Annotated in this window: 13 protein-coding genes; 4 read left to right on the top strand and 9 right to left on the bottom strand. The window is 38.5% G+C overall.

Going from position 1 to position 20,715, the window contains the following annotated elements:
- Window positions 1-146: 146 nt before the first annotated feature.
- The 4 genes from D9O48_RS18330 to D9O48_RS18315 all read right to left on the bottom strand — a co-directional run bounded on the left by D9O48_RS18330 (window position 147) and on the right by D9O48_RS18315 (window position 7,489).
- Window positions 147-1,718, bottom strand: coding sequence for a SusD/RagB family nutrient-binding outer membrane lipoprotein (locus D9O48_RS18330; RefSeq protein WP_126974455.1), 1,572 nt, complete (start codon window positions 1,716-1,718; stop codon window positions 147-149).
- Window positions 1,719-1,737: 19 nt separating this feature from the next.
- The gene (locus D9O48_RS18325; RefSeq protein ID WP_126974454.1) at window positions 1,738-5,055 is read right to left on the bottom strand and encodes a SusC/RagA family TonB-linked outer membrane protein; all 3,318 of its coding nucleotides are present in this window, start codon (window positions 5,053-5,055) and stop codon (window positions 1,738-1,740) included.
- Between the two features lie 750 nt (window positions 5,056-5,805).
- Entirely contained in the window at window positions 5,806-6,627 is an 822-nt protein-coding gene (locus tag D9O48_RS18320) for an N-acetylmuramic acid 6-phosphate etherase (protein WP_126974453.1), read from the bottom strand.
- A gap of 7 nt (window positions 6,628-6,634) precedes the next feature.
- Window positions 6,635-7,489: an N-acetylglucosamine kinase gene (locus tag D9O48_RS18315; RefSeq protein WP_126974452.1), complete on the bottom strand. Its 855-nt coding sequence runs from the start codon at window positions 7,487-7,489 to the stop codon at window positions 6,635-6,637.
- Between the two features lie 91 nt (window positions 7,490-7,580).
- On the opposite strand from D9O48_RS18315, the gene D9O48_RS18310 reads away from it, so the two are divergent.
- On the top strand, window positions 7,581-9,155 hold the full coding sequence (locus tag D9O48_RS18310) for a S41 family peptidase (protein ID WP_126974451.1): 1,575 nt from the start codon (window positions 7,581-7,583) through the stop codon (window positions 9,153-9,155).
- Window positions 9,156-9,218: 63 nt separating this feature from the next.
- Here D9O48_RS18310 and D9O48_RS18305 read toward each other — a convergent pair whose 3' ends face one another.
- The 5 genes from D9O48_RS18305 to D9O48_RS18285 all read right to left on the bottom strand — a co-directional run bounded on the left by D9O48_RS18305 (window position 9,219) and on the right by D9O48_RS18285 (window position 15,526).
- Entirely contained in the window at window positions 9,219-9,899 is a 681-nt protein-coding gene (locus tag D9O48_RS18305) for an ABC transporter ATP-binding protein (protein ID WP_126974450.1), read from the bottom strand.
- Window positions 9,896-10,813, bottom strand: coding sequence for an ABC transporter permease (locus D9O48_RS18300; RefSeq protein ID WP_126974449.1), 918 nt, complete (start codon window positions 10,811-10,813; stop codon window positions 9,896-9,898). The genes D9O48_RS18305 and D9O48_RS18300 overlap by 4 nt, the downstream gene beginning before the upstream one ends.
- Before the next feature lie 103 nt (window positions 10,814-10,916).
- A complete protein-coding gene (locus D9O48_RS18295) occupies window positions 10,917-11,990 on the bottom strand; it encodes a hypothetical protein (RefSeq protein ID WP_126974448.1) in 1,074 nt (357 codons plus the stop codon).
- A gap of 365 nt (window positions 11,991-12,355) precedes the next feature.
- Entirely contained in the window at window positions 12,356-14,614 is a 2,259-nt protein-coding gene (locus D9O48_RS18290) for a Tex family protein (protein ID WP_126974447.1), read from the bottom strand.
- Window positions 14,615-14,863: 249 nt separating this feature from the next.
- Window positions 14,864-15,526, bottom strand: coding sequence for an alpha/beta fold hydrolase (locus tag D9O48_RS18285; RefSeq protein WP_126974446.1), 663 nt, complete (start codon window positions 15,524-15,526; stop codon window positions 14,864-14,866).
- 80 nt (window positions 15,527-15,606) lie between these two features.
- On the opposite strand from D9O48_RS18285, the gene D9O48_RS18280 reads away from it, so the two are divergent.
- From D9O48_RS18280 to D9O48_RS18270, 3 genes are all read left to right on the top strand, one after another.
- Window positions 15,607-16,971: a pyridoxal-phosphate dependent enzyme gene (locus D9O48_RS18280; RefSeq protein WP_126974445.1), complete on the top strand. Its 1,365-nt coding sequence runs from the start codon at window positions 15,607-15,609 to the stop codon at window positions 16,969-16,971.
- Window positions 16,972-18,527: 1,556 nt separating this feature from the next.
- Entirely contained in the window at window positions 18,528-19,346 is an 819-nt protein-coding gene (locus tag D9O48_RS18275) for a helical backbone metal receptor (protein WP_126974444.1), read from the top strand.
- Between the two features lie 70 nt (window positions 19,347-19,416).
- The gene (locus D9O48_RS18270; RefSeq protein ID WP_126974443.1) at window positions 19,417-20,514 is read left to right on the top strand and encodes a hypothetical protein; all 1,098 of its coding nucleotides are present in this window, start codon (window positions 19,417-19,419) and stop codon (window positions 20,512-20,514) included.
- The last annotated feature ends 201 nt before the right edge of the window (window positions 20,515-20,715 follow it).

Below are 20,715 nucleotides of genomic sequence, written 5' to 3'. Positions count from 1 at the left end.
GCATTTAGTTTAGAATCGGAATCTTAAAAATGAGCAACTTCTTATATTCCTGAATAACAGATTTTATCCCGACTGTCCGGTTTACCCAACAAACAGCCGGGATAATTATATTAACGTTGATTATTCATTCGAAAATTAGTCAGAATTTATTGAATATCCCAGAATAATCGGGTATTTAAATTGTCGTTTGCACTTACTTCTTTGTAATTCTCAGCATTGAAATTTACTTCGGAAGGAGGTAACGTCCATCTGACCGGTACGGCTTGTTGAATATCGGAAGCGTCGATTCTGAAATTGAAGGTCGGATAATCTAACCGTCTTACTTCTGCCCAATTTTGAAGCGGTTGAATAATATTGTAGTGAACCCATTTCTGAGTAGCCAGCAATTGCATTTTGTTTGCCGTTCCGGCCCAGTTTAATCCATTGATAAAGGTGGTAATGGCACCGGCTGAAGGAACTGTCGGTGCAGGTACTGAATTATCATTACTTACGGTGCGTATACGAACCAGTTGTTCAATTGATGCGCGCACTCCTTCTTCAAAGGCTGTTCTTGCATTTGCAGCGTTACTTTTATCTAACCAATGTTCTGCAAGATAAAACTGAATTTCGGCGGCGGAAATGATAATACCGGGGAAGTACTGATTTCTGGAATAGGTAGACCGGTTATAAATTGCCAGATCACCACTGGCCACCAGAACGTTTTGTGCTCCGGAACTCAACATCGGATCGAGGCCGGTGATTACGTTACCGGCACTGTCGCCCGGCTGAAACATATAATTTATTCTTGGATCATTCGTTGTTTTCAGCTGATTGATCATTTTTTCGCCGGCCAGATTAAAATTCCAGCTTTCCAAAGCATCTCTTAAGCCACTTGAATTGATCGGCGATCCTACATTAAAAATATCAATCCGGATATTTTCCGGAGTAGTTAAAACAATGGGATAAGCTGTGGGATCTGCCAGTATTTGATCGATTTCAGTTTGAACACGCGCAGCAAATGCCGGAGCGCTTTTTACCCGCATCAGCATTCGGATACGAAGCGAATTACAATATTTTTTCCATTTGTTAAGATCGCCGTCGTTGATAATATCCTGACCTTTAAAGATTGCAGCAATTGAAGCAGAAAGATTAATCGTATTTAATTCATCGCTCATTGATTTCAGGTCATCGAGCATGGTGGTATAGATGGTTTCGGCGGCGTCATATTTAGCATAGGATAAATCGTAGTTACCGTCGTTGGTTCTTAATTTTCCGGCTTGCGACCAGGGAATAGCTCCGTGCAGATCCACTACCTGCTGTGTTTGATCATATATAAAAATTTTCGCAGCCAGCATGAAAATCTTTTTATCATTTTTTTCTTCTTCCGACACATTGCTGTAAATAAATTCCAGCTCTCTGTATTGCGCCAGTGCCGTGTAGTAGTTACTCCATCTGTCGCCGGAAGCAGCAGCACCCAGGTTTAACAGATTTTGCTCATTCACATAACCTCCGGCCTGCACGTACCGAACCATAGTGGTACGCATCACAACAAAATAATTCCAGTAAGAAGGAACCACTAATTCACGTGAAGTATAAATATATCCGGCAAACTGTTTTTCAACAGAACTCTCCGTTACTTTACCGGGGTCGCGATAATAATCTCCAAAGTCCGACTTTTTACAAGCCTGAAAGCAGCTCAATAAAATGAGTGCACCGAGTATGTATTTTAATTTTTTCATTTTCAGATAATCTTTAAGGTTAGAAACTTGCTCTTAACATTACACCATAAGTTCTTGTAGCAGGGCCAACACCGGCATTACTGACATTATTTACCCAATACGATCCACCGGTCATTTGTTCAGGATCAAGGTCTTTGATCGATCTGTAAATAAAGAATGGGTTTCTGGCAAAAACGGAAAGATGTAAATTGTTGGCTCCTAATTTTGAAGCAAGGGCAGATGGAATGCGATACCCCAGTGAGAGTTCACGCATCTTTATATAATTATTTTCCTTTATATACAATTCATACCGTGAACTGGAATATTGAGGTCCTCCCCAGTTATAGGTATTGTTATAATAGAATGCCTGTGATATCACATTCTGATTATTCTGTCCGTTAGAAGTAACTCCTTCTACGAGCATTCCATCATGATAAACCGTTTCACCATTTGGGCCGGCACTACCGCTCCATTGCACACCTTTTCCATTTGCATCCCGGTAATAACTAATACCTCCTCTTTCAGTGGTGGAGTGATTTAAACTTTCTTCTAACAATCCTCGGCTGATCATCCAATTAATACCGGTGGGCATTACGTGGCCACCCCAACGGTAATCGATCAATACATCTAAAGAAAAATTTTTAAAGGTAAAGTTGTTGATAAAACCTCCGATTCCTTTGGGCATATAATTGCCGGCTTTAATCCAGTTAGTACCATCCAGCTGATACAAACCATTATCCTGTACCAGTAATTCACCTTTATCATTTCTGGCAATGGGATGTACCATAATATCACCGATCGGTTCGCCAATTTTTGATACGAGTTGAGCAGCTGCACCATCATAATCTCTATGCAGTAATTGAGTAATCTGCCCGGGTAATTCTTCAATTTTATTTTTGTTCATCGCCAGGTTGATCGCTGTATACCAACTAAAATCGGGTGTGTTAATTGCTGAATAATTCAATGAAAATTCCCAACCGGTATTTCTTAACGATCCGAGATTCGATAAAATCGAAGACGCCCCCATTGATATCGGCAGGCTATAGTATAAAATCTGATTTACCACCCTTCCGTTATAGTAAGTTGCATCAAATCCCATCCTGTCGTTCATAAACTTCAATTCAAGCCCTAACTCCACCTCGTGCTTATTTTCTGGTTTAATTCTTTCATTATAGAACTCAGCATTCGGAATAGTGGTATACAATACAGCGGTTCCATTTCCCTGGTCACCAAGTGTATTTTGCGTATAACTGCTGGCACTTTGATAAGGTTCGGGATATTTACCTACAATACCGAAAGACCCTCTCAGTTTAGCATATGATATAAAAGTGGGAAAGTTGATAAAATCGCTGAATACAACTCCTGTGTTTACAGAAGGATATAACAATGCATTATTATCAGGGTGCATGGTAGAAACTCTTTCTCTCCTGATAGTTCCTTCTAAAAACCAGAAGTCTTTATAATTAAAACTCAATGTTCCGAAAGCGGCATCTCTTAGTGTATAAATTCTTTTAAGAGTAGTGGTAGCCTGATTAACACTTGAGCTGATATCAAACCAGTTACGAACACTTAATCCGCCATTGGTTAACGATTTCTGATTTTTAGTTTCATTTTTAGTAGCGGTGTAACCTGCCATTGCAGAAATGGTAACATCTTCCGAAACAGGATAATGATACGAAAGCAATAAATCGGTGTAGTAAATATTGTAAGCATTTGATGTAAAATCAAAACCTCCGGTATTTCCGAATTGTAGCGGAAGTTCATTCGGGCGTTTGTCTTCTATGTCTAATGAAGTTACATCTGCCGAGAATCGGCTTCTCAGTGTAAGTCCTTTCACTACTTCCCATGTATTCGTAAATGAACCGATCAGTCGGTTGGAGTATTCATCACTTTTATTAGCCATTGAATTCCAGAAATAATCCAGCACATCTACCCTGTATCCGTTATACCTGATATTTTCTGCCGGTGTTAAACTCTGATTATTAGCTGTTACATATTTGTATCCAAGACTGGTCTGGTATTTATTAATATACCAGTCCGGATTATCAAAAGTAGAAATCATACCTGCGAAGTTGTTGATTAATCTGTCTGTCATAAACGGACGGTTATGTGTTCGCTGATTGATAAAATTTACAATTACATCAGTAGTAAAATTTTTCGCTAATTTGAAAGAAGTATTTAAGTTCAGAATATTTTTTTTATTGTACGATCCGATCGTCGTCATTTCATTATCCTGCCGTGTAACAGAAAATCTGACTTTCACATTTTCTGTTCCGTATGACATAGCCGCGTTAATAATGGTGCTTTGCGGATTATTAAAGAAGTTTTTATAGGCATTCTGAGCAGAATAAGGCCGTATCTGACCATCCCAGGCAAGATAAGGTTGTCCATCGAACGAGGGCCCGAAGTTGAGCGTTCCGTTATAAGCTCCTCTGGTTTCATTTACTCCGTCGTTATTCAGATCATACCAGAAAAAGCCATCGTCTGCCTGGCCGCCATCTGCCACCCATTTCGGTGCACCCGGTCCTCTTTCTTCCTGAAATCTTGGCAGGTATGCAATTTCATCTTTTGTATAGGTAGCATTAAAATCGAGTCCTATTCCTTTTCTGACCCTTCCGCTTTTAGTAGTAATCATCACTACTCCATTGAGTGCTTCGGAGCCATACAATGCAGCAGCAGAAGCGCCTTTTAAAATAGAAAGTGAAGCGATGTCTTCGGGATTCAGATCTTCCAGGCCATTACCCCGTGAACGTTGATCGTTCCAATAATCACTATTATTAAAATCATTGTTACGCATTGGAACACCATCAATAATGATGAGCGGCCGTGAGTGGCCGGTAATAGAGTTAATACCGCGGATATTAATATTAGCGCCAGAGGTAGCACCGCCGGGAGAGGTAGAAATCCGCACACCGGGAGCTTTTCCGTATAAAGCGCCTGCTATATTGGGAGAACCGGTTTTAGTTAACTCTTCGGCCTGTATCGTACTTACCGAATAACCTAACTCGCGTGGTGCCCGCTTTACGCCCAAAGCTGTAACCACCACTTCTTCCTGTAAACTTTCGTCGGTCAATAATACAACATTGTGAACCGCCTGGCTAACGGTCACTTCTGCAGTACGATATCCAACCATTGAGAAAACCAATGTTTTTCCACGCTCAACAGTTAATTGATAATTTCCGTTCTCTGTAGTTTGGGTACCGGTTGTTTGTCCTTTAATAATAACAGACACCCCTTGTAAGGGCTGTTGCTCTTTATCTGTAACTCTCCCGGTTACAGTATTCTGAGCAAACAAAGGAGATATCGAAAGCAATAGCAATACGATTCCCATAGAATTTTTTAGAATTCTTGTACTCATAAGTGTTGTTTTGAATAAATGGTTGCTGATTAATGTGATTTAATTTGAGTAGTCAATTAATTACACGACAATCCCGATCCTCTCAAAAAATTGAAAAGACATAGCAAAAGCGTATAAAAATTGAAAGGCTAAGGAAGATATTTCCGTAAAGCAAGAGTGGTAAAAACTTCTCTCATAGGCATTATATTAGTTTAAAAATTAAGGATTTCTACAAATTCAGGGTTAGGGATCGGGAGAGTTACGCGCACAGTAATAAGTGTCGCTTAATAGCAACAAAAGTTTTATCCGACATTACTACAAAAGGACATAACTATACAGTACACACTAAAGTGAATTCCTTTCAATAGCAATACCGTTAGTATTACTTAATTGACCAGAAACTAATAAATAGGACTATACTTTACGATTGCAGAAGATACAAAGCCTTAAGTTGACTTTTTCCATTCGATGGTACAAATACAAACTAAGCCGATTACAATAAAATTTCAACTTTAATTTGATTCTTCAATATTTATGAGTGCTTTTATCATCCGGTTAACAGAAACTGAAAAGAAAGAATGTTTTTCATGTATGATCGATCTTCGTCAATGAACGAAAATGATTTAATCATAAAAGCAGCAGAAGGACTATTCACTAAATTTATAATACAAAAATCATGCAGAATTTCTGCATATAATCAGGATAGGCTAAAACGATTACGAAATGACCGGATAAAAAAACACCGGTTATGCGCCGGTGTTTGTATAAGAATTATTTTCTCAAATATGCGTCAGTTGCTTTTTTAACGCTACCGAATTCAACCAGTAGCTTCTGCGCCACTTCATATTCTTTAATACCTGTACCTTCCATGACCATTTTTGTTCCCCGATCTATTAATTTACTATTGGTCAGCTGCATATTCACCATTTTGTTATCCTCTACCCGGCCAATCTGAATCATCGCAGTAGTAGAAATCATATTCAAAACGAGCTTTTGAGCAGTTCCGCTTTTCATACGTGTACTGCCGGTAATGAATTCAGGGCCTACCACCACTTCAACAGGAAATCGGGCTGCGGCGGCTAACGGGCTTCCCTGGTTACAGGTAATTGCTCCGGTGATTATATTTTTGTCGTTGGCTTTTTGAAGAGCGCCGATAACATAAGGAGTGGTACCGCTGGCGGCAATTCCGATCACGACGTCCTTTTCGTTAATATCATATTCGAGAAGATCTTTCCAACCCTGGTCCCAGTCATCTTCAGCCTGCTCTACCGGTTTTTGGATGGCTTCGGTACCACCAGCAATCAAACCGATGACGAGCCCGAACGGCAAACCGAATGTAGGAGGAATTTCTGATGCATCTAAAATTCCCAACCGGCCGCTGGTACCGGCTCCTAAATAGAATAACCTGCCTCCGGCCAGCATTTTATCAACCACCGCCGCAGTTAATTCTTCAATCTGCGGAATTGCTTTTTCGATCGCAGCAGGAACCAATTTGTCTTCCTGATTGATATTAGTCAGAATTTCCATTACGGTCATCTGCTCTAAATGTCTGTAATTACTTGCCTGTTCTGTAGTTTTTATAAATGACTCCATGTACCTACTATTTTTCCATAGCCGACTGGTGGTATTCTATTAAACCAGTCATTGGGTTATTCAAAATTTTACCGGGCTGGAAACCATAGTCTGAACAAAGCGATTCCAACACGTCTGAAAAGCCTGCAGCAACTCCTCCAACAAAGTGGATTGGTACGGATTCAGACTGTTCATACCTGCAAAGATGAGTAAAGAAAAAGTCATTTAGGCCATCTTCTATAATATTTTCTATCATAAAATGATTGCGGTTTTCTGCAAGGAATTTTGTAAAATCAGCTAAATATCGGTTTGGGAGTGGCTTTTTATACACGTTTTCCAGTATTTCCGCAGGATTTGTTTGATATTTCTGATCAAATTTCTCCTTTAATTCAACATCAAAAGTTTCATACAAATAGTACTGTATCACCTTCTTTCCAAGATAAGCTCCACTTCCTTCATCACCCAGAATAAACCCGATTCCGGAACGGTTGTGAACAATATCAGTTCCGTCAAAATAAGCTGAATTGCTGCCTGTGCCTAAGATACAGGCAATGCCGGCCTCATTCTGGCACGTAGCTTTAGCAGCAGCCATCATATCATGGCTCACTTCCACAACAGGTGTAGTGTTAAACACTGCTGTAAGCGCCTGGTGTACAAGCGCAGCATTATTAGGGTTTTTACACCCTGTGCCGTAGTAGTAAATCGCATCAAAATGCGTTTTTTTGATGGATGGTAGCAATTCTGTAGTCAAAATTGACTCTATTTGCTCCTGACTCATCAAATAAGGGGCAATCCCCTGCGAAAAAAAAGTTTCATTCCGGCCGTTTTCAAGCACTGTCCAGGCGGTTTTGGTCGCTCCGCTATCAGCAATGAGTATTAACATGAAAAAAATTTTGAACTAAATGGCTCTAAAGTTCGTATTTAAGAATTAATTATGAACTTCGCCGATAAATTTGATAAACTTTAGATAGAGCATGAAAAAACTACAGATTTGGACTCCTTTAATTATCGCAGTGGCGGTCATTGCAGGAATGTTGATCGGGGCCGGCTTGAGAAAAAATATCCCTTTTGAAAGAAATATTTTAAATACAGGTAATCGTTCGTCTACTCAGGAAGTATTCGATCTGATCAGAAATAATTACGTAGATCCTGTTAATAGCGACTCTATATCAGAGCAGGCTATTAAAGCACTGGTTCAGTTAGATCCACACTCTCTTTATATTCCACCATTGAATCTTTCATCTGTTAATGAAGATTTGCAAGGAAATTTCCAGGGTATCGGTGTTGAATTCATGCTTATCAAAGATACTGTGAATATAACAAATGTTCTCGAAGGCGGACCAAGTAGCAAAGCAGGATTACAAACCGGCGACAAACTGATCAAAGCCGGTGACAGCTTATTGGTAAATCTTGGCAGTTCTGATAAAGTAAAGAAATTTTTAAAAGGACCGGCAGGCACTACCGTTCATGTAACCGTGCTGAGAAACACCGAAACGCTCGTAGTACCCATCAAGAGAGGAAATGTTCCGGTTTATTCGGTAGATGCAGCGTTTGTATTGCAAGACAGTATCGGTTTTATACGTATCAACAAATTCTCTTCTACTACATATGAAGAGTTTATGTTTCAGTTAGAGAAACTTCAAAAAGAAGGTATCAACAAGTTAATCGTTGATTTGAGAGATAATGGCGGAGGCATTCTAATGGAGGCCGTTGATATTGCAGATGAATTTTTATCAGGCGATAAGTTAATTGTTTATACAAAGGGAAATAAAAAACCAACGATCGAATATAAAGGAAGACGCCCGGGCTTATTTGAAGACCAACCCGTTGTTTTATTAATTAATGAAAGTTCGGCTTCTGCCAGTGAAGTACTTGCCGGCGCTTTACAAGATTGGGACAGGGCTACTATTGTTGGAAGAAGAAGTTTTGGAAAAGGACTGGTTCAGGAACAATTTGACATTTCAAACGGTGGGGCAATCCGCTTAACCACAGCAAGATACTATACACCCATCGGAAGAAATATTCAAAAACCTTACGGCAAAGACTTATCAGAATACCATCATGAACTGATTGACAGATATAACAGAGGTGCTTTAACAACCGAAGATACAGCACATCTGGGTGAAGCTTATAAAACACATGGCGGGCGCACCGTTTATGGCGGTGGTGGTATTACTCCCGATGTTTTTGTAGCAGTGGATACAACCACTTATAGCAGATCAGTATATGAGGTATTAATCAGCAATCAGATTGCACAGTTTATTCTGCAATACTATTTACAAAATCGCGAACAGTTAAAAACTTATCAGAATTCGAGTGACTACTTACAAAACTTCCAGCCTGATGAAAAAATATGGAATGACCTGTTAACTATTACCCAAAAGAAAAATAGTGACTTTACCGCCAGAGATAAAGACATTATAATGAAAAGATTTAAAGTTAATTTAGCTGCACAAATCTGGGGGCCAAACGGATTTTATCTGACAAACTCCCCAAGCGACCATATGGTTCAAAAAGCACTGAGCATTCTGAAAGAAGAAAATAAATAATATTAATTATCCATACTAAAAAAGAGCAATGATCTGGTGATCATTGCTCTTTTTTCAAATAGACTATATCAGGTTTAGTTTATCAAGTTTCTTACCTATCACTACTTTTTTCATCGAAGCTTCTAACTTAGGAAACGCTTCTTTATCGAACGATTCTACAAAAGCCCCTCCTGAAAGTAAATGAATTTCATCGCAGGTTTCGCTGAGCGTTGAAAAAATATGAGAAGAGATTATAACCGTTTTATTCAATGATTTCAGTTTATGAATAATTTCAGTAATGATCAGATTACTTTGAATATCTACACCATTAAAAGGTTCATCAAATATAAAATATTCATTTCCCTGTAAAAGAATTGCAGTAATAGCTAACTTCTTTTTCATACCTGTAGAATACACCGAAGCATACTGTTGTAATGGAAGCTCAAAAATATTTTTATGCTCCATATCAGTGATCTCCTTGTTTCGTGCATTACACAATAAGCGGAGATACTCCTCTCCTGTAATTTTAGAAAAAAAGTAAGGCTCTGCAAACAAGAGTCCGAGATGGTTTTTGAGCGGATGCAAGTCCGATTCAATTTTCCCCTCGAAGTTTTCAAGCGCAGCGATACAACGAAACAAGGTTGTTTTACCAGCACCGTTCTCTCCTACAATTCCATAAACCTTACCTCTATCAAACTGAATATTGATATCCTTTAAAACTTCTTTTGTACCAAATTTTTTATATAGATTTTCAATTCTGATCATTTCAATAAACTATTAAGGCGATGAACTGATTTATAGAAAAAATAAGGAATCAGTACCAATAATAACGGCGGATAAAAAGCAGCTACTACCAGAAACAATACCTGTATCACATTCATTTCATCAGGAAAAACAGCATACTTTGATACAATCATATAAATTACAAAAAAACAGCCCGCTGTCATTACCAATAATATTAATCCAAACTGTTCCCTGTAAAAAAACAGCACTAACAATATAGCAGGTATTACCAGTACTATTGAAAAAAGAACAGCTATTTTTATTTTCTCTAAAAGAAATTTTTTCGGAGTTAAAGCGTGTATCCACACATAATATTCATTCTCCGGTTGTGTATAAAACCCCAGTACCAATAAAAAGATTATCCCGATAGCGAACAGGCCCAGGTTAAAATTATCTGCTGCTACGGCAATACCAGCCAGCACATAAACACCAATTATCAGGTAAAATGAATTTCTGAAACCTACGGTAAATTCAAAAGGTTTGTGGCCAAAGGGAGTGGGTATAACGATATTAACCTGTGTATCTAAATTTACAAATGCCATTAAAAAGCTCAACAGGAATAATACAGATGCAGTCAGAAAACATTGCTGATATAACAGAAAAAAAAGAAAAGGAAAGACTGTTATCATATTTTCAAGCACTCTGATCTTTTTCAATTCATGCGCTAAAAAACAGGTTTTCAGAAAATCATTCTTTTTTTTGTCAGAAAGTTTCACTGTAAGGGTTAATGCCAGAAACGCATAAATGTATTCAGCATAAGAGGTTTTATAAAACAAATACAGGGAGAAGCCGACAAAACCGATCAATATCAATATATAGGCGAACAATGGCTCTGTACCAGCATCCTTAAATCTTCGGTGGATCATTTTAGCCTGTAACTGCCAATAAACTTTCATTGTGAATTTATTGTTTGATAACTAATAGCTGCGCTTCAGCGTAAAAGCCACCGAATAGATTATTTGATAACCAACCCGGTGGCTTCACAGAATTGATATACAACTAATACAACGGCATCATAGCCGGAGACTGTTGCAATAAAACAACATATTGAAAAAATTCGGTAGAGGGCGTTTCTTTATCAGACGGTTCTATATTATCGCCGAACATAGTAGATTTTACTCTTGCTAATCTTTGTCCGTTACGATAAGGAGATTGGTCTGCTTCCAGATTAAATAAAGTTATATTTTGTGTTCCGGCCGCAGCTTTCAAATCTTTGATGCCTTTTACCAGCATGATAGGCCCGTCTGCGTTAGAAATACCAATCTGCTCATCTTCAGGTGTAGGAATACCCAGCCCTTTAGGTAAATACATTTTGCCGGCTATCGTATAAATCGTTATACTTTTGACATCCACGCCCGACTGTTTAAGCCGTGCAGCAAATGGTCTGGAATTATTTTCGCCCACCATCGACTGTAATACATGGAAATATCCGAATAAACCATAAAATTTCTCATTTTGTAAGCCTTTTTCCTGTACCAGCTGTCTGAAATTGAACATCATTGCCGAATCGCGTGATATACCTGTATTTACAGTATCACCAGCAATTTTATCCAGTCCCAGTACAGTAATTCTTAAAGAATCGGGTAATGAATGATTGAAATCATAAACAGATAGCCATTTTTCATAAAACTGGCGACCGGCCTGCTGTGGAATCCAGCTTTTATGTTTCTGTACTACTTCTTTCAGTAAGAACGTGTCTTTTTCCTCACCCAGTAAAAATTTATTTAGCAGCTTCGCCTGTAAGCTATCCATCTCGGCAATGTAATAACGTACACCTTTTGAATGCAGCAGCTTCAATAATTGTAAGTCGAGCGCCTGAACATCTCCGAAACCATGTACTTCTCCCAACAAATAAACATTTGCAGCATCAAAACCCGCTGAGAAAAAAGAAGCTTCGGATAAAATATTTTCATTTTTATCGATAACCAACTGATGCGTGCTCAGATAAGCTACGTTTTCTTTATCCGTACCTCCCAAAAAGATACTGTTACGAATAAAGAAAAAGCTGACAACAGCTATAATTACCAACAAAATAATAATTACTACTTTAAGAAATGTGGGAATTTTTTTCATTGAACTTTTTTGTAAGATGAGTTTTTATAAGCAAATCTGCCGGAATAGTCTATTGTTGCACGGGGTAATTGCTGATCTCATATGAGCAAGTATTAAAAAAGGAGTCGTCCGCAAAGACAACTCCTAAGACCTTAAAGTAAATAGCAAAAAAATAGAATGTTACTTCTATTCGAATACAATTTACAACATATTTTTTTAATATTAAAATTCTTCTTGAGGTCATTTATCCCTGTCATAATCAAATCATTGACTAATTTTTCTGCAATTCGTTACCGGAATATTGGGTATCCGTCAATTGACGGATTTTTCTGCACAAAAAATGGACTGCAACCTTCGGAGCAGTCCATTCATACTATAAACAAAAACTAGTCTTTAAATTTTTTCTTTAGTTCCATCAGTTTTGCCTGGAATGGATTTAAAGGTTCTTCTTTTTTCGGAGTATTTGGTTTTCCGCTATGTTGTTTTCTTGGAGCAGAGCGTTCAACCGGTGCACTACTGTCTTTCATACTTAACGAAATCCGCTTTCTCGCTACATCTATTTCAGTAACCGTTACAGTTACTTTCTGGTTTAGTTTTACTACAGTGGTAGGATCAGATACATAAGTGTTACTTAACTGGGAAATGTGTACCAGGCCATCTTGTTTAACACCAATGTCTACAAATACGCCAAAATTAGTGATGTTGGTTACAATACCAGGAACGGTCATACCTGCTTTAACATCTTCGATTGATTTGATCGTATCATCGAACTTGAATTCTTCGATCTGAGCACGAGGATCACGACCTGGTTTTTCTAACTCTTTTAAGATATCTTCAATGGTATATTCACCGATTGTTTCGGTTACATATTGTTTCTTATTGATTTGTTTTCTTAAATCGGCTGTTTTGATTAATTCTTCTAAAGATGCCTGCACGTCTTTTGCCATTTGTTCTACCACATGATAACTTTCAGGGTGTACGGAAGAATTATCCAAAGGATTATCAGCTCCCGGAATACGTAAGAAGCCGGCACATTGTTCAAAAGATTTAGGCCCCATCATTGGCACTTTCTTCAATTCATCTCTTGTTTTGAAAGCACCGTTTTTCGCTCTGTATTCTACTATGTTTTTAGCAAGAGTAGCGCTCAGGCCCGAAACATATACCAATAAATGCTTAGAAGCAGTATTCACATCTACGCCCACAAAGTTTACAGCACTTTCAACCACTCTGTCAAGCGCATCTTTTAATTTTGTCTGATTCACGTCGTGCTGATATTGCCCGACACCGATTGATTTAGGATCGATTTTTACCAGTTCGCTCAAGGGGTCTAATAATCTGCGCCCGATACTTACGGCACCACGAACGGTTACATCCTGATCAGGGAACTCTTCACGGGCCACTTCTGATGCAGAGTAAATAGATGCGCCACTTTCATTTACCTGGAAAATACTTACCTGTTTTCCGAAATCGATACTTCTTGCCAACTGCTCCGACTCTCTGCCTGCAGTACCGTTTCCGATACCAATAGCTTCAATTTCGAAACGGTCTACCAAAAACTTCAATTCAGCGACTGATTTCTCCCATTCATTTTGAGGAGGGTGTGGATAGATTGTGGTGTTGAACAGGAAGTTACCCTGTGCATCGAGGCATACTACTTTACAACCGGTACGATAGCCGGGGTCGATTGCTAATACTCTCTTCGATCCGAGAGGTGAAGCTAATAACAGCTGACGAAGGTTCTCTGTAAATACAAGAATAGCTTCTTCGTCTGCTTTATTTTTTCCTACTAATCTGAATTCATTTTCAATAGAAGGTTTCAGTAAACGGTCGAAAGAATCTTCGATCGCTTTCTTCACTTCTTTAGCATTTTCATTGCTGGCTTTGATAAAGATATTCTCTAACCCTTCTACCGCAGTATCCTTTGCAATACTGATATCCATCACCAGGTAACCTTCTTTCTCTCCTCTTCTGATAGCCAGCATTCTATGCGAAGGTGTCTGTTCTAATGGTTCGTTAAACTCGAAATAGTCGCGATATTTCTGGGCGTCTTCCTCTTCTTTTTTACTGTTTAATACCTTCGCAGAAATAACAGCGGTTTCAGTAAAATATTGACGTATTTTATTACGGGCCTGCTCATTTTCTGAAATCCATTCAGCAATAATATCTCTGGCGCCTTGTAAAGCTTCTTTCACATCCTTTACCTGTTCGTTGATATAAGGTTGGGCTGCTTCTTCCGCATTACCGGCTGCTTGTTCAAAAATCAACTTAGCCAAAGGCTCCAACCCCTTTTCAATTGCCTGCGTAGCGCGGGTTTTACGTTTTGGCTTGTATGGAAGATAAATATCTTCAAGTACAGTTGCATCAAAACAATCTTCAATACGTTGTTTCAGCTCAGGAGTTAATTTTCCCAAACCTTCGATTGTTTTAATAACGGTTTCTTTACGTTTGTCTAATTCTTTAAAATAGGCGACTTTCTCTACCACATTCCCGATAGCTACCTCGTCCAGATTACCGGTTGCTTCTTTACGGTATCGCGCCATGAATGGAATTGTTGCGCCTTCGGCCTGCAGATCATGAACACTTATAATCTGTTTGATCGATAAACCCAACTGTTCTGCAATCTTTTGTATGTACTTTACTTCCATAAGTTTATATAATTAGAGCGTCTTCCTTTAAGGAGGCAAATGTACTGCATGCCGCCACAAAAAAAACTTTGTTTTTTTAAGAATTTGTGATTAATGTAATAATACTAACCTAAAATCTGTTTCTGATTATCAATACATTACAAATAATCACCGATTTTATTCCCTATAAAACTGAAATTAATTTATCAGAGCAGGAAGGGTGTGATTTCATTTTCCTATTTTAATATACGCAAAAAGTAAGTGACCGGATTATTTAGCATTTCCGGGATATTCCGATAAAAAAGCATTTAGTGCTCTTTGAAGTTCATTGGCTGAAGACAATATCATAGCGTGCCCACCCGTTATTAACTGAGGGGCATGACGTATATACCTGACAGGTAATAACCAGTCGTGTTTACCATGTACATGAAAAATTCTGGTAGCCGGCCTGGTGCCGCGCCAATTTAAAATAGCTTTTATGGACCAACTTAAAAATGTTTCATCGCTGGCCTCAATCATTTCGAGTAACAACTCTTTGTCTTCTGCGGATTCTTTAAAAATTCTTCTTTTGAGTTTTGACAAAAACTTCAAAGACCGCATTGGTACAGCATTAGCAATTCCGGTACTTCCTAACCAACGATAATAAGGAGGAAGTTCGCTATAAGCGCTTACACTGGAAATCAATATTAAAAATTCAGGTGGGTGTTTTTGTGCAAAACAACTGGCAATCATTCCTCCCATTGACAAACCAATCAACGCGTAAGGTTCCCCGGTGTTGATCATCGATAATAACCGCATCGAATAAGCGGCTAAACTTTCGTCTTTTAAGGGGTCGATCCACTCTACTCTTATACACTCAAACCCCTCCGGCCACTGAATTTTATGAAATACACGGCCGTCTGCCCCCATACCGGGAATCGCGTAAATCTTCATACTTCATCGATATTTAGCAACTAACACTTATTAGTCTTCACAACAAAATAGTACCTTTGTTCTAATCATAATAAATGACCATGGACATTAAAAATAATATTCTCGAAACGATAGGTAATACCCCTTTAATAAAATTAAATAAAATTACCCAGAAAGTTCCGGGAACCATATTAGCGAAAGTTGATTATTTCAACCCTGGAAACTCTATCAAAGACAGAATGGCGTTGAAGATGGTAGAAGTAGCTGAAAAAGAAGGTAAACTGAAACCAGGCGGAACAATTATCGAGTGTACCAGTGGTAACACAGGCATGGGATTGGCGTTGGCGGCTGTAGTTAAAGGTTATAAATGTATTTTTACCACTACAGACAAACAATCAAAGGAGAAAATGGACATTCTGAAAGCAGTAGGTGCAGAAGTAATTGTTTGTCCGACCAACGTAGAACCCGATGATCCACGTTCTTATTATTCGGTAGCCAGAAGGCTGAACAAAGAAATTCCTAATTCATTTCACTGTAATCAATATGATAATCCTGCTAACCGTTTAGCGCATTACGAAACCACCGGTCCTGAAATATGGAAGCAAACCGAAGGTAAAATCACACACCTTGTATGTACTGCCGGAACCGGCGGTACTGTAACCGGTACTGCAATGTATCTGAAAGAAAAAAATCCTAATATTAAAATCTGGGCTATCGACGTATACGGTTCTTTATTAACGAAGTATTTCCGTACCGGCGAAATTGATATGAACGAAGTACACCCTTATATTTCAGAAGGCTTCGGAGAAGATTTTGTTCCTGAAAATTACGATATGAGCGTGATTGATCATTTTGAGCAGGTAACCGATAAAGACGGTGCAGTGATGGCCAGAAAGCTGGCAAAAGAAGAAGGTATATTCTGTGGTTATAGCGCAGGCTCCTGCTTACAGGGATTAATGCAATTAAAAGATCAACTTACAAAAGACGATGTGGTTGTATGTATTTTCCACGACCACGGTTCAAGATATGTAGGTAAAATATATAATGATCAATGGATGATGGAAAGAGGCTTTCTCGAAGTAAAATCATTCCAGGATATTGTAAATGGAAGAGCTGCCCATCAAAAACTGATTACCATCGATCATAATGCTACAGTGGCCGACGCCGTTGCTTTGATGAAAAAGTACGGCATTGAACATATTCCTGTTTTAGACGGTGGTGATTTTACCGGTAGTATTTCAGAAAGCGGCTTATTTGATAAGCTATTCGACAATCCATCTCTGAAAACGGCTGGTATCCATGAAGTAATGGAAGCAGCATTACCTATCGTACCGATGAATACCCCCGTTGAAAAGTTGAGTAGCCTTATTAATAAACATAACGGAGCAGTGCTGAGCAAAGATGAAATCAGCGGTCTATATCACATAGTAACTAAATATGATATTTTACAGGCTCTGAATAAATAAGTTTGAATTTAAAACAGACTATACTATATAAAAAGAGAGACACTTTTAAAAGTGTCTCTCTTTTTGTTTCGCTAACTCGCGACGGATTGTATCCGGTGTGCCAGCCTATTTGATCTATATTACAACAATACTCATTCAAAAATGTACCATTATAAAGCGGCACCGCTTACAAAGCGGCGCCAGACTATGCCGCTAACTCGCGCCGGATTGTATCCGGTGTGCCAAGCTATTTGATTAATATTATAAGAATACCATTCAAAAATGTACCATTATAGAGCGGCACCGCTTACAAAGCGGCGCCAGACTATGCCACTAACTCGCGCCCGATTGCATCCGGTGCGCCAGCCTATTTGATCTATATTACAACAATACTCACTCAATAATGCACCATTATAGAGCGGCACCGCTTACAAAGCGGCGCCAGACTATGCCACTAACTCGCGCCGGATTGCATCCGGTGTGCCAGCCTATTTGATCTATATTACAACAATACTCACTCAATAATGCACCATTATAAAGCGGCACCGCTTACAAAGCGGCGCCAGAGTATGCGCCTATATCACATCTACCAGTTAGGTATATACAAAAAAAGAGACGCTATTAAAGGCGTCTTTTTTTTAGTTTCAGAAGTGAGCAATGAACATACTCACTGTATGCTTTCTTTTCTTTCTTGTGGTATCTTGCGTATCTGTTGTAAAATTCCTATTCTTTACTCCTCCCCGCAACTAATTTCGATCAAAGTCAGTATTCCTTCGTTTGAATGAAGCTTTTCTTCGATTAATAATAAATGCCTTCTTTTAACGTTTTCCACATATTGGGTTCAGAAGTGCTTAAAACAGACAGTAAAACTACGGCTTTTCGTAGATCTCCGATACCAGTTCAGTTGAACTACGAAAAACACTATCGATCTTTTTCTATCTGTGTGGTAAATTCTGAAAGCAAAAGAAAGAGAAATAGTGCTCTTGTTTTGGGAACGATGTGGATATATCTTTGTTGTAGAAGTTGATTGATAGATAACATCAATCATAACAATATCCAAAGAAAGATCCACCAATATCCAATTAAAGAGAACCATTCCAATATCAATGAAAAAACTAGATGTAAAAATCCAGTATCAGTCAACTTCTTTTTCTTTTAATCCAATATTTTTAAATAGTTCTCGACCGAATATCCAAGAAAAACAATATCCAATAAGATCCTAAAAACCTAAACCAAATCCATTTAAAACCAAAATCCAGGTAATCCGTTAAAAAACCGTCCAAATCCAATTAAGTCCAGAAAAACAAACCAATTATCCAAAGAAAAACCAGTCCAAAAAGTCCAAAGTCCAAACCAAAATCCAGATCCGGTAAAAAACCGTCTAAATCCAAACAGTCCTAAACCTAGATGAAAACATTAAAGAACCAATCCTAGTAAAACCATTTATCGAATCCAACCGAAAAACCATTACCAATTCCTGTGTGTTAAGAACCGACTGCAATCCAATACCCTCCTGCTACACCCTATCTAATAGCAGGAGGCGCAGTATCGGTATCAATTTTTGCATAACTTAGCTTATGCAAAGGGAAATTATTGATCAACTTAACAGGAAACTCAGTTTATCCAATAAGCCTCAAAGAATTATTTCTTTGGTTCCATCCCTGACAGAGTTACTTTACCACTTAGATTTAGAACAGCAAGTGGTCGGCATCACCAAATTTTGTGTGCACCCCGATCATTGGTTTCGTCAAAAAACGAGAATCGGCGGCACTAAAAACGTGCATTACCACCTTATTGACCAATTACAGCCCGACCTTATTATTGCGAATAAGGAAGAAAACCGTGCGGAAGATATCCGGGAGCTCGAAAAGCGCTATCCTGTTTATGTGACCGATATCAATACTCTTCCACAAGCGATCTCGGCAATTGAAGAGATAGGTATTATCACCGACCGTTCCGTTCAGGCGAATAAAATCAACATCAAGATTACCCAGGCATTTGATGCACTGCCTTTTCCGAATGCTTATATGGATGCCTTATATCTCATCTGGAAAAATCCTTATATGAGTGTAGGGAACGATACTTTTATTCATGACATGCTCGAGAGTGTAGGATTTAAAAACGTTCTGGAAAACCGGACCCGTTATCCTGAAATTACAGTGGAAGAAATTGTAGCTCTTCAGCCACAGGTAGTTTTATTGTCTTCAGAGCCCTTCCCTTTTGATGAAAAACACCTGAACGAAATAGAAAAACTGCTCCCTGATGCCCATATTTTACTGGTAGACGGCGAAATGTTCAGCTGGTACGGCGCAAGGCTCCTCTACGCACCGGCTTATTTCAGAAAAATTCAGGAAATGGTGGGTCTCGACCGCTATTATGATACGGATATGCATTAATTATGCTAAATCACCTCCCTCACTACTAACTTTATCTACCTTTTCGTAACTTACATGAAAAGCATTTTTCATGTATAAACCATTCTTTCATCAGAACTTTGCAGACAATAAACCGTCTAAAAGGAAACCTATGTTTCCGGTAAATGATGAGTTGCGTGGATACCTGAAAACGCATGGTCGCGAAGTTCAGTTACCGGTTACTTATAATGACCTGATGCGTATCACCTATAGCATTCCGTTAAAGGATAAAAACGGAGTAGATACACATTGGGAAACGACCATTTACGACCTGAGAGAATGGGATTATATCCGTGAGGGATTGGTTAAAATTTATGCTATTCTGAAAACCGAAGGAGATTATACTTTTATCAATCAACTGGATGTTGCCCGGATAGATTATTGCGGATTTGGCAATTCCAATCCATTCCGGATCAGAATTGTTAATAAGTACAATGACAACTACGACCATTACTATATTAAAAAAGCTGATGCGTCGAGATTATACGGATTAGAATTGGAACATCTTCTGTCGCCCAATCGTATTACGTTCATTTCGTCGGGAGATACGCTGGTTGAAGAACACATTCCCGGCATCCCGGGTGATTTGTTTATCAAAGATCATCTCTATCGATCAGACACCAATCAGGTACGTCTTGCAAAAGAATTTGTAAAGTTTAATGAACGTTGTTTTGTAAGATTGCTGGGAGATATGCGTTCCTATAACTTTGTAGTAGATGTAACTCCTGATGTAGAAGACTATCAGTATCGAATACGCGCTATTGACTTTGATCAACAATCATATGAAGGCAGAAAAAATCTTTATCTGCCGCAGTTCTTCAAAGAAAACCGTTCATTAGTAGATATTTGTCAGAAGCATCTGAACCAGGAATCTATCTTACAATATCAGATGGAGGAAAGAACAATTATGGCATTCAGAGTGGCTTCCACACGACACCGGCTAATGGAATTACTCAATATTATGTCGAGGGATAATATTTCTTATCCGGACAAGCTTTTACAGCTCAAAACCGAATTGGGAGAGTATTTTCAATCAGCACACTTTTTTAAGTGTAAATCGATGGGACAATTAGTGAAACGCCAGATGAAGCAAACCCTTCAAAAAAATCTGCTGCTGATTAATAAAAGCCTGGGGCGTTTTTCTGATTAAACACTTCTTAATTAATAATTAAGAATGGCTAGGCAGTTCTTAAACTCAATATCATTGCTGTGTTCAATTAATAAAAGATTTTTTGCACTTCCATTTTCAATTAAAAAAAATTGATAGTTGAGAATGGAAAATTGAAAACGGATACGTAGATAAATTAATAATTAAGAAGGCTACGCAGTTCTTAAACTCAATATCATTGCT

The organism is Gynurincola endophyticus (assembly GCF_003991195.1).
Classification (GTDB): Bacteria; Bacteroidota; Bacteroidia; order Chitinophagales; family Chitinophagaceae; genus Gynurincola; species Gynurincola endophyticus.
This window is presented reverse-complemented; position numbering and strand designations above follow the sequence as displayed.

Excerpts from the sequence above, each read along its gene's own strand:
- D9O48_RS18270 (WP_126974443.1), top strand. The coding sequence starts at position 19,417 with ATGTATAAACCATTCTTTCATCAGAACTTTGCAGACAATAAACCGTCT.
- D9O48_RS18325 (WP_126974454.1), bottom strand. The coding sequence starts at position 5,055 with ATGAGTACAAGAATTCTAAAAAATTCTATGGGAATCGTATTGCTATTG.
- D9O48_RS18285 (WP_126974446.1), bottom strand. The coding sequence starts at position 15,526 with ATGAAGATTTACGCGATTCCCGGTATGGGGGCAGACGGCCGTGTATTT.
- D9O48_RS18300 (WP_126974449.1), bottom strand. The coding sequence starts at position 10,813 with ATGAAAGTTTATTGGCAGTTACAGGCTAAAATGATCCACCGAAGATTT.
- D9O48_RS18295 (WP_126974448.1), bottom strand. The coding sequence starts at position 11,990 with ATGAAAAAAATTCCCACATTTCTTAAAGTAGTAATTATTATTTTGTTG.
- D9O48_RS18330 (WP_126974455.1), bottom strand. The coding sequence starts at position 1,718 with ATGAAAAAATTAAAATACATACTCGGTGCACTCATTTTATTGAGCTGC.
- D9O48_RS18305 (WP_126974450.1), bottom strand. The coding sequence starts at position 9,899 with ATGATCAGAATTGAAAATCTATATAAAAAATTTGGTACAAAAGAAGTT.
- D9O48_RS18290 (WP_126974447.1), bottom strand. The coding sequence starts at position 14,614 with ATGGAAGTAAAGTACATACAAAAGATTGCAGAACAGTTGGGTTTATCG.
- D9O48_RS18310 (WP_126974451.1), top strand. The coding sequence starts at position 7,581 with ATGAAAAAACTACAGATTTGGACTCCTTTAATTATCGCAGTGGCGGTC.
- D9O48_RS18275 (WP_126974444.1), top strand. The coding sequence starts at position 18,528 with ATGCAAAGGGAAATTATTGATCAACTTAACAGGAAACTCAGTTTATCC.
- D9O48_RS18315 (WP_126974452.1), bottom strand. The coding sequence starts at position 7,489 with ATGTTAATACTCATTGCTGATAGCGGAGCGACCAAAACCGCCTGGACA.
- D9O48_RS18280 (WP_126974445.1), top strand. The coding sequence starts at position 15,607 with ATGGACATTAAAAATAATATTCTCGAAACGATAGGTAATACCCCTTTA.
- D9O48_RS18320 (WP_126974453.1), bottom strand. The coding sequence starts at position 6,627 with ATGGAGTCATTTATAAAAACTACAGAACAGGCAAGTAATTACAGACAT.